General features: G+C 47.9%; 9 protein-coding genes. 5 read left to right on the forward strand and 4 right to left on the reverse strand.

The annotated features are described in order from the left end of the window. The first annotated feature begins 338 nt into the window (after nucleotides 1-338). On the forward strand, nucleotides 339-2,159 hold the full coding sequence (locus ACTOY7_RS20970) for an amidohydrolase (protein WP_160282847.1): 1,821 nt from the start codon (nucleotides 339-341) through the stop codon (nucleotides 2,157-2,159). A 210-nt stretch (nucleotides 2,160-2,369) separates the two neighbouring features. Here ACTOY7_RS20970 and ACTOY7_RS20975 read toward each other — a convergent pair whose 3' ends face one another. The 4 genes from ACTOY7_RS20975 to ACTOY7_RS20990 all read right to left on the reverse strand — a co-directional run bounded on the left by ACTOY7_RS20975 (nucleotide 2,370) and on the right by ACTOY7_RS20990 (nucleotide 6,614). Continuing rightward, complete coding sequence (locus ACTOY7_RS20975) at nucleotides 2,370-4,046, reverse strand: methyl-accepting chemotaxis protein (protein ID WP_394682985.1); 1,677 nt, start codon at nucleotides 4,044-4,046, stop codon at nucleotides 2,370-2,372. Between the two features lie 419 nt (nucleotides 4,047-4,465). Beyond that, on the reverse strand, nucleotides 4,466-4,585 hold the full coding sequence (locus ACTOY7_RS20980) for a helix-turn-helix domain-containing protein (protein WP_300886042.1): 120 nt from the start codon (nucleotides 4,583-4,585) through the stop codon (nucleotides 4,466-4,468). A 332-nt stretch (nucleotides 4,586-4,917) separates the two neighbouring features. After that, nucleotides 4,918-6,102, reverse strand: a complete 1,185-nt coding sequence (locus ACTOY7_RS20985; RefSeq protein ID WP_160282849.1) for a hypothetical protein — start codon at nucleotides 6,100-6,102, stop codon at nucleotides 4,918-4,920. A gap of 23 nt (nucleotides 6,103-6,125) precedes the next feature. Beyond that, nucleotides 6,126-6,614, reverse strand: a complete 489-nt coding sequence (locus ACTOY7_RS20990) for an RNA polymerase sigma factor (protein ID WP_482671698.1) — start codon at nucleotides 6,612-6,614, stop codon at nucleotides 6,126-6,128. 288 nt (nucleotides 6,615-6,902) lie between these two features. Here ACTOY7_RS20990 and ACTOY7_RS20995 point away from each other — a divergent pair, with 288 nt between their 5' ends. From ACTOY7_RS20995 to ACTOY7_RS21010, 4 genes are all read left to right on the forward strand, one after another. Further along, nucleotides 6,903-7,316: a hypothetical protein gene (locus ACTOY7_RS20995; protein ID WP_482671699.1), complete on the forward strand. Its 414-nt coding sequence runs from the start codon at nucleotides 6,903-6,905 to the stop codon at nucleotides 7,314-7,316. 29 nt (nucleotides 7,317-7,345) lie between these two features. Beyond that, nucleotides 7,346-7,885: a hypothetical protein gene (locus ACTOY7_RS21000; RefSeq protein ID WP_482671700.1), complete on the forward strand. Its 540-nt coding sequence runs from the start codon at nucleotides 7,346-7,348 to the stop codon at nucleotides 7,883-7,885. 176 nt (nucleotides 7,886-8,061) lie between these two features. Continuing rightward, complete coding sequence (locus ACTOY7_RS21005) at nucleotides 8,062-8,784, forward strand: GNAT family N-acetyltransferase (RefSeq protein WP_482671701.1); 723 nt, start codon at nucleotides 8,062-8,064, stop codon at nucleotides 8,782-8,784. Continuing rightward, a partial coding sequence (locus ACTOY7_RS21010; protein WP_482672786.1) for an MATE family efflux transporter occupies nucleotides 8,777-9,943 on the forward strand: 1,167 nt, incomplete at its 3' end. The genes ACTOY7_RS21005 and ACTOY7_RS21010, both read left to right, overlap by 8 nt.

The raw sequence follows: 9,943 nt of genomic DNA on the forward strand, positions 1-9,943 counted from the left end.
CATATTTCAAATCGCTCCATTACTGTGGAACGCCTCCTTATGAACTATTATACTGTATTAAAATGTATGTGTAAATACCAAAGATTTATTAGTACACCCAGGGGGATTGTAAAGCCGTTTTTTAATGCGGAAATATCTGGAATATATTGAGATTAGTCCATCGACGATCTTTTATAGTGCTGCAGGGTCGGCCTGGCGATAAGTATGAGAAAAAGTCATACCGGATTTCATACATTTTCTCGATTCATAAATACTCATTTTCTTTGTATACTGACTTCATCAATTCGGTGACAGAAGGGATCCGGAAACGAACAAAATTAAATCAGGAGGAACAGACAATGAAAAAGAAACATGTACTTCGGCTATTGGCCGCAGCAGTCACAATGGGCATGCTGGCAGGAACCGTTTCATGCGGAAACGCAGGCCAGAACGACAGTCAGGAAAGCTCTCAGGCAGAGAAAGAAAAAACGGAAGAATCGGAACAGGAGAGCGGGGATGGAGAAGAATCGGACATGGTATTTCGCGGCGGAACAATCCTTACTATGTTGTCGGAGGACGATATGGACAATTCTGCCGTTGCAGTGAAGGATGGCGAGATAGTTTATGTCGGAGATGAGGAAGGTATAGAAAAATATATCTCCGATGAGACAGAAGTGATCGATCTGGATGGACAGACATTGATGCCGGGCTTTATTGACGGGCATATCCATGAGCCGGGCAATTTCCTGACAGAAAACACGACCCTAATTCTGCCGGAAGGAAATCCGGATCTGAATGTGTACAAGAAAGCAATCCAGGAATTTATAGACGACAATCCGGATTTCCCGATTTATCAGGTGGCAAGTATGGATTTACAGGCATTTCCGAATAACATTCCTGAGAACAGTTGGATGGAAGAACTGGATACAGATAAACCTGTCGTGTTATCAGATACCTCCAAGCATGGCAGGCTGGCAAATAAGATCGCGATTGAAATGGCAGGCATTACAAAAGACAGTACGCCTCCGGACGGCGGAAAGGTTTTCCTGGATGAAAACGGAGAACTGACAGGGTATTTTTCGGATGCGGCAAGCATGTTGGATTCTCTGCCAACCATCGAGTATACGAAAGAGCAGATTAAGGAAGCTTATGATATGTTCCAGAAGCTGGCAAACAGCTACGGGCTGACGGCGATTGATTCCGGCGGTGCGGACGACAATTACGCAGTAGTAAGTGATATGGAAAAGGATGGGGAACTGACACTGCGCATCAATACCACATCATGGGCAGGACAGCCCTTGGGAACAGAAGAAGCGGAACGTTTGATCAAATTACTGGATGATTACCAGAAATATGCCTCTGATTTTATGCGCGTCTGCCAGGTAAAATTCTCTCTGGACGGCGTACCCGAAGGCGCCACCTCCGCACTGTTGGAGCCTTATACAAAGGAAGCCGGTCAGGAAGAGGGCTATGCGGGAACCCAGAAGGCCACGGAAGAGGACCTCACATTATTTGTCACCGCAATGAACGCGGCCGGCTACAGTGTGGAAACCCACGCCATGGGAGACGCTTCCGTACAGCGCAGCATGAATGCGTTTGAGGCCGCGGCAGAGACCAACGGGGGAACACCGGACGGCGTGATCAACAAGATTGCCCATGTGAACCTGCTGACAACAGAGGACATGACCCGCATGGCAGACGAGGGTGTGATTGCGGCCATGCAGCCGCTGTGGTTTTACTATGATCCGTTTTTCTCCGCCCAGGAAGAAAGCAACCTGGGAAAAGAGCGTTTTGAGCAGGAATATCACATCCGGGACATGATTGATGAGGGCGTCATCATTACAGGCTCCAACGATTACCCGGTGACCGCAGACTTTGCGCCGCTCCACGCCATTGAGGCAGGGGCAACCCAGCAGTCACCTTATGAAGGCGAAGACGACGATCCGGCATACATCCGCAATCCCGAGCAGAGCGCGACGGTCTATGAAATGCTGCAGATGTACACGGTCAATGCGGCATACGGGGCGCATATGGACGATATTGTGGGAACGGTTGAGGAAGGAAAGAAAGCAGATTTCGTCATTCTGGGAGACAATCCTCTGACCTGCGATGTAAAGGCAATTTCGGACATCACTGTGGAATATACGATATCCGACGGACGCATCGTATATCAGAAATAAAACGTTCGGCATCTTAAAAAGGCATAACAAAAAAGACAGCCTGCAGTAAGAAAACTTACGCAGTCTGTCTTTTTTGTTACGATTCACAGTCGGATAAATACTGCCGGTCAGATTCATCAAGCGCGGCTTGCAAGAAGCTGATTGTCAGTTTTTATCTGACTGGAATCAGTCATTTTTTTATTCACAACACACAGCAATTATAAAATGATCCTAGCGTATATTCTTCAACTTGAAGGAACGCATCAGATTCTTCAGCAGGCTTGCCTGAGACGACAATTCCTCGCTGGCAGCGGCACACTGCTCGCTGGTGGCGGAATTGGTCTGCACTACGGAAGAGATCTGGTCGATTCCGTCGGTAACCTGAGAGAGGGCAGAAGTTTGATTCTCTACAGCATCCACCACGATGGACATCTGGTCGGTCACATGTCCCGCGCTCTGGCTGGTCTGATCCAGCGCCTCTGTTACCTTATTTACGATATTGCCGCCTTCCGTGACAGCAATGATAGAGCTTTCGATCAGTTCCTTGGTGGCCTTGGCAGCCTTATCCGACTTGGATGCCAGATTGCCGACCTCATCTGCTACAACGGCAAAGCCCTTGCCTGCGGAGCCTGCGCGGGCAGCCTCAACAGCAGCGTTCAAAGCAAGAATATTGATCTGGAATGCAATATCCTCAATGGTGGCGATGATCGTACCGATCTTCTTAGAAGAATCGGAAATATTTTTCATGGCTACATTCAATTCATCCACAAAGCCGATGCTGACTCCCAGATGGGAACCTGCTTCGTTGACATACTCGCCGGCCTTCTCGGCAGCCTCTGCGGTCTGCTTGGCGTTCTGGGAAATCTCTGCCATAGTCGCGGAAATCTCCTCAATGGAGCTGGCCTGCTCGGTAGCGCCCTGAGCCAGAGCCTGGGAACTGCTGGAAACCTGCTCCGCCCCGGAAGAAACCTGTTCCGCGCTGGTGGAAATCTGTCCCATTGTATGGTTGAGCGCGGACTGGATTTTGTCCAGGGATTTTTTGATGGACTGGAAATCACCCAGATAATCCTGTGTAGCGCCCTGGGTCATATTTCCGCCGGCCATTGCTTCGAGCACATCGGAAATCTCCCCAATATAGGACCGCAGCCGGCCGAATGTGTCCTCAAACATCTGCGCCAGTGTGCCGATCTCGTCATTGGAAGAAATGTCGATCCGGATGTCCTCATTGTCCGCCAGCCCCAGATCTCCCTGTTCCAGCCGTCCGGCGGCGCTGGTGATCTTGCCCAGCGGATTGGATACACGTTTCTTCATGTAACCGGTCAGGAACATAATACAGATACCGATTACAACCGCGCTGACCAGGATTGACAGGACAACCACGAGAATGACCTCCTGCTTGGCATCTTCCCTGGAAATACCTGCGAAGATCAGCCCGTTGATCTTTCCGTCGTCCCCTTTGGTGGGAACATAGGAACACAGAAAGCTGGCTCCCTGGATTTCCGATTCGCCTACATATGTATCTCCCTGCTGGAGTACGATCTTATTCAGATCAGAAGAGAGCTGGGTACCTACCACCCGCTGCCCGTCCTGGGTCACGGTCGTGTAAGCACGTGTATCGCCTTCAAAAATAGTAAATTCACAGCCCATGCGGTTTTTTAATTCATCCAGAAGCTGATTGGGGTCGTCGCCCTCGGACAGCTTGTCGAGTTCATAGGCCAGCATATTTGTACCGTTGGTACAGCGATCTGTCTGCATCTTTGTGACCAGAGAGTTGTACATAAACACACACACCAACATGACCACTGCAATAGAAATCGCCTGCATGATGATGACGACTCTGCCGACTTTTGCTCCGATCCGTTTGTATTTTCCTTTTAGTTTGCCCTCTGGAACATGAATATCATCCATCAGTTCATCCTCCCTATGTTTCAAAATAATCTTCGCATAAAGCGTCTTATTTTCCTATTGTAGCATAGATTGAAGACGAAGGAAAGACTATTTTTCCGGAATGTGGTTTCAATATTCTGTAAAATTTTACCATGCATGATCCAAAGCTTGAACCAAGGAATAAAGAAGTCGAACCAATTTAGCATTGATGAATTACTATTTGCTGACACATGACCATCCGCCGCTGATTATCTACGAGGAGAAGGCTTGGCAGACTTGTAAAAGGGATGTAACAGGATCAGATATGCGGGCAGAAAGTCAGGGGGAAGCACGTGTGCTGAAGCCGGAGATTGAGCTGGACCAGATGTATAACCCGTCAGCAGACGTTGCAGATAAGGAAGCGAAGCTTGCCGAACTGGAGGCCCCTTGCCATCAGCCGGCTATCCGGATTCGTTTGACTCGTCCCTCTGATATTCCAGTATGTCTCCCGGCTGGCAGTCCAGCACATCGCAGATCTTATCCAGTGTAAGGTCAGCCGATTCCTTCGGCTTCTGATCCAACCGCAATCATTACGGAGCAGGACTCTTTTCTCGCCGTGATCGAATTTGATATGCTGGCATATAAAAAACGCACAAGTTCCCGGGCGGTTAAAAAAACGCTAAGTATAACGGAATGGCTAAATGAAGCAGCGATAGCAATGGATTTGAATTTTTCTCAGATCCTTCAGGAAGCTCTTATTTCCAAAATAAAGGTATGAAAATTCTGTGGATCATTGAGAAAGACTGATCACTGACGAAAAACAATATAAAGAGAAGAAAAAACTACATCCCCTGCCTGAACCGAATCCCAGGCAGGGGATGTTTGATGCCCTTCTAAATCGTCACACTGTCCTTTACTTTACCGGAAATGCCTCATCATTTACAACAATCTCCTGGATCTCATTGATATCTACAATACGGTTGAAAGCCGTCATATACCAGGTTTGCGGATCGCCCACGCCTCCCAGTACATAGCCGCTGTTTTCGATATGGTTTTCCGCGTCGCTGATCACATAGCTGCTGCCGTCCTGAAAACGGATCTCCAGGTGAGTGAGGTTTACAGGATCATAGGCATCTGCCTCCGACAGGCCGAGTCCCTTCGACAGATCCACACCGAGGGAAATCGGGGAATAGGTGATATAGCCTTCCAGCTTCTGGACCGGAATTGCAGGCTGATCGGTCAGCACGATGTCTTCCACCTCAGTTTTGGCATAGAACTCCTCCATTTTCTGGCTCCATTCTTCCTCCGTCCATTCGTCTTTTTTGACCGACACCTCTTTCAGAGAACCCGGATACTTTGCAATGGAAAGCATCGGGAACACCCCGTCCGGAAGCTGATTGCTCCAAAGAAGATAAGCGGTGCAGCACATCTTGTCCGCTGTGCTCTTCTCCGTATCCACGTAAATATTGCTGCCGCCGAAGATGTCGCCGGTGGTTCCGAAGGAGAAGCCGTAGTTTATGTCCTCTGCAAAATAGGCGCCCTTCCGTACATTGGTGTCAGCATCCCCGATCATCATGGTAACGCCGCCTGAGCGTTCCAGTGTAAATGTAATGACAGCTCCGTTCTTGTCATAGACCATATTTTCGACGGTCAGGGTATGGTCGCCCAGCTTCTTTACGATCGGCTCGCTGATGCACCCGCCTCCGGTCAGGTTCTGCGCCTGCTGCGGATCCACGGAAACAAATTCCCTGGAAGGGATGGTGACATCGGCCATCTTTGGAGTTCCATCCTCATTCGTTTTTCCGGTATCGACCTCTGTCTCGATCACAGGCGTTGATTTTTTCGTGCTGTTCCCGAACATGGCGTCAAAGAAATCCAGATTCGTGGCCGCATAGACGGCTCCCGGCACTGCAAGGCAGGCGGCCACTGCAATGGTAGCCGCGGCATAGGAAAATCTCCGGCGGCGGGGCGGGCGCTGGCTGCGTTTCTGTTCTGCTCTCAGCATTTTGTAAGTGTCCTGGATCCTTTTGTTGACCGTATCCGATACCTGGATATCCTGGCTTAAAATCCCTCTCATTTCTTTTTCAGAAAATCCCATAGTCTGTCCTCCTTAAAATCTGTTTAACATGATAAAACCTGTTTCAGCTTTTTCCGGCCCCTCTGGAGCCTGCTCTTTACCGTATTTTCATTCCATTCCAGGAGCTCCGCGATCTCACGCGCGTTGAAGCATTCCCCATAATATAGAAGGAATATGGTCCGATCCTTCTCCGGAAGCTCCCGGATCAGCTCATAAAATTCATAGTCACTTTCCAGAAATGTTCCGGTCTGCTCTTCAGCCTGCTCCATGGAAACGACCCGTTTCTGCTGACGAACCACATCGGTACAGTGATTGATCAGGATCCGGATCAGCCATGTCTTAAAATAGGAAACGGTCTTCAGCTCTCCGATGTGTTCATAGGCGGAAAGAATCGTGCCCTGTATGACATCCGCAACGTCCTCCTCATTTTTTAAATAGGTCTTGGCTACTTTGTAGAGCGCGGTCTTGTACTCCTCGATCAGTTGGATAAATGCGTCCGTATCGTGTTTCTGCGCTCTTTTTATCAACAGCATGTTCAAAAGTGTTCACCTCGATTCCTTTGTTTTGTTGTTTTCTACTTATTAGACGGAGAAGTGTGCCGTTTGGGTGCAGGGAAATTCATTTTTTTAGGTGAGTTGAGAGGGGACGCTCCGCCAAAGAGAATGGTGCGGCTAATGGTCTGCCCCCTCTGTTTTTGGAGAACCCTAACCAATTTGACACGCTTGAAAAAAGCAGTTTTTTGAGTATAATGAAATTGTGGCAGGGGTGCGGATGTGACAATCTCACTGCCATACATTCATGAAGAAAGGCGGTGTATGCCGTTGAAAGCAGATACAGTTACAAAGGATTATGTAAAAGATGCGGGCGTATTTGCCGACATTTTTAATTACTATATTTACGGCGGGCGGCAGGTAATCCTGCCGGAGCAGCTTACGGAGCGTGATTCCACTAAAATTGCGCTGCCATATGGTGCGGATGGCGCTGTAGTTCCCGTCCAGAAATTCCGTGATGTACAGAAGTTGTATGTTGCAATGACAGACGGGAAAATGGAATATGTCCTTTACGGTGCGGAGAATCAGGCTGAAATCCATTATGCTATGCCTGTGAAGAACAATCTCTATGATGCGCTGGAATACGCAAGGCAGGTGAAAGAGGCGGCAAAGTCGCACAGGAATGAAATGAAGCGGAAAAAGGAGCAGGGGGAAATATCTGCCGAAGAAGGCGGAAAACACTAAGCGCAGGTGAATTCTTAAGCGGTTTCTGGATGGAGGACAGACTGATACCTTCCATCACGGTGACTATATTTTTCGGTTCGGAAGAGTGGGATGGACCGTTAAGCCTGTTTGATATGATGGACGTGTCAGACCCAGATGTGCTTGCCTGCATGGACAATTACCATGTGCGGTTGATTGCGCCGGCGCAGATGCCGGACAAGGAGATTATGAAATTCCAGTCCAGCCTGCGTGAGGTCATGCTGTTCATCAAGTATTCGAAAGACAAGAAAAATTTAAGCAGGGTATTGGCAGCCAATGAAAAGCGTTTCCGGGAAGTGGAGCGCAGGGCGGCAGATGTGATTGAGGCAATTACAAATTCAGGCATAAAATATGATGAAGAAGACGAGGTGGTTAATGTGTGTCAGGCGATTCAGGAAATGAGGAAAGAGGAAAGGCAGATAGGAGAATTAAATAAGGCCAAGGAAGCCGCCAGAAATTTTTATAACCTTGGGATTGATGTCGAAAAGATTGCTCAAGGTGTAGGGTATGCAGTGGAAACTGTAAAGGAGTGGCTTGGACTTGAATCATAATGCATAGTGATGTGTTGATACCCCTGAACAATATCTAACAGCGGTCCAGGCGGCAATTCAGAAATAATGCCATAGGAATTTGGGTACTAACAGGCAAAAGTATACTTTCACGCAAAAGTCCGGGGTTTCCGTGATAGTATGGGGTTTTACGTGATAGTATACAGAAAAATTGAAAAATGGTAGCGGGGGAAAAGGCTGTTGCACAGCGCCGCCGGCTGACTGAAGCCGCAAAACTGCTTGTTTTTTCGGATAAACCAATCCTCGAAATTGCACTCATTGCTGGATATGAGAGTCAGCAGTCTTTTACTGACAGCTTTAAGGCTATGTATAAAAAGGCTCCTAATCAGTACAGAGAGGAAGAAGAATTTTACCCGTTGCAGCTAAGATACGTTTTGAATGAGAATCCTACAAACTTAGAAGGGGAAAGCTGCTGGCAGCAGAAAATTACTTATGCAACAGACGCTGATATCCCGGAATGGATGAAACTGGTTCATCTTGTGATTGATGGTTTCCCGCATTTGGATGAGAAGCAGTATCTTGAACAGTTGCAGGAATATATCAGGGGCAGGCGAGCACTGATTTTGAAAGATGCCGATACCGCAGTCGGGATCATGGCATTTAATGAGGTGACGGGGAGTATTGACTTTTTGGGCGTGCATCCGCAATACCGGAAAAAGGGAATAGCAAAAGCATTCTGTGAAAAAGCGCTGCACGAACTGGTATACTCCGAAGCAATCACCGTCACGACTTTCAGGGAGGGTGATAAGGCTGATACCGGACACCGGAAAACAATCAAAAGCCTTGGCTTTGCCGAAGCGGAACTGCTGGTCGAGTTTGGGTACCTAACACAGAAGTTCATTTTACGGAAAGAAGAAACGGAGGGAATGGGGCATGAATGAAGTACAGGAAGAAGGAAATCCACTTTCGCAAGACTTTGATATAAAGTCATTGCTGAAATTCGCACTTCCAACAATTATAATGATGCTACTCATGGGGTTGTATACGATTGTCGATACAATTTTTGTGGCACGGTTTGTAGGCACCAATGCGCTGTCGGCGCTCAATATTGTATGTCCGGTGATCAATCTGATTGTAGGGCTTGGAACCATGCTTGCCACAGGGGGGAGTGCCATTGTCGCCAGGAAGATGGGGGCAGGGGAGACTGTGAGGGCATCACAGGATTTCACGCTGATCATCGGTGCGGGTGCTTTGTTTGGAGTGATCATTACGGTTTTGGGAACTGCATTAATAGACAATATGATTCGGGGGCTTGGTGCAAGCGGGACTCTATTTCCGTATTGTAAGGAATATCTGTCCATCCTGCTCCTTTTCACGCCCGCAAGTATGCTGCAGGTCCTTTTTCAAAACCTGATTATAACGGCGGGACGCCCCGGATTTGGAATGGCGCTTGGGATAAGTGCGGGAGCGGCCAATATCTTGTTTGATTATATTTTTATGGTTCCCCTGCAGATGGGAATCAAAGGAGCGGCATTAGGAACGGGAATCGGATACCTGATACCGACAGTGGCGGGTATCCTGTTTTTCACGGCGGGAAATGGCAGCCTGCATTTCAGGAGGCCTGTTATGGATATTTTCGTTCTGGCAGGGAGCTGTGCAAACGGTTTTTCAGAAATGGTAAGCCAGGGAGCCGCTGCGGTGACCACCTTTCTTTTTAACAGGACCATGATGAATCTGCTCGGTGAGGATGGTGTGGCAGCCATTACAATCATCATTTATACACAGTTCCTGCTGACTGCGCTTTACATAGGATTTTCGATGGGAGTAGCGCCTGTTATCAGCTATAATTATGGGAAACAGGACAATGGTCGGTTAAAAAAGGTATTTTCTGTTTGTATGCGGTTTATTATCCTGGTCTCTATCGTTATTTTTGGAATGGCTATTGCCTTTGGCTCCCCACTGGTCAGCCTTTTTTCAGAAAAGGGGACGCACGTTTATGAGATTGCACGAAGAGGTTTTTTGATATTCCCATTCAGTTTTCTTTTTTGTGGGATGAACATTTTTACTTCAGCCACATTCACTGCGCTGTCAAATGGGAAG

Source organism: Schaedlerella sp., from assembly GCF_056796775.1.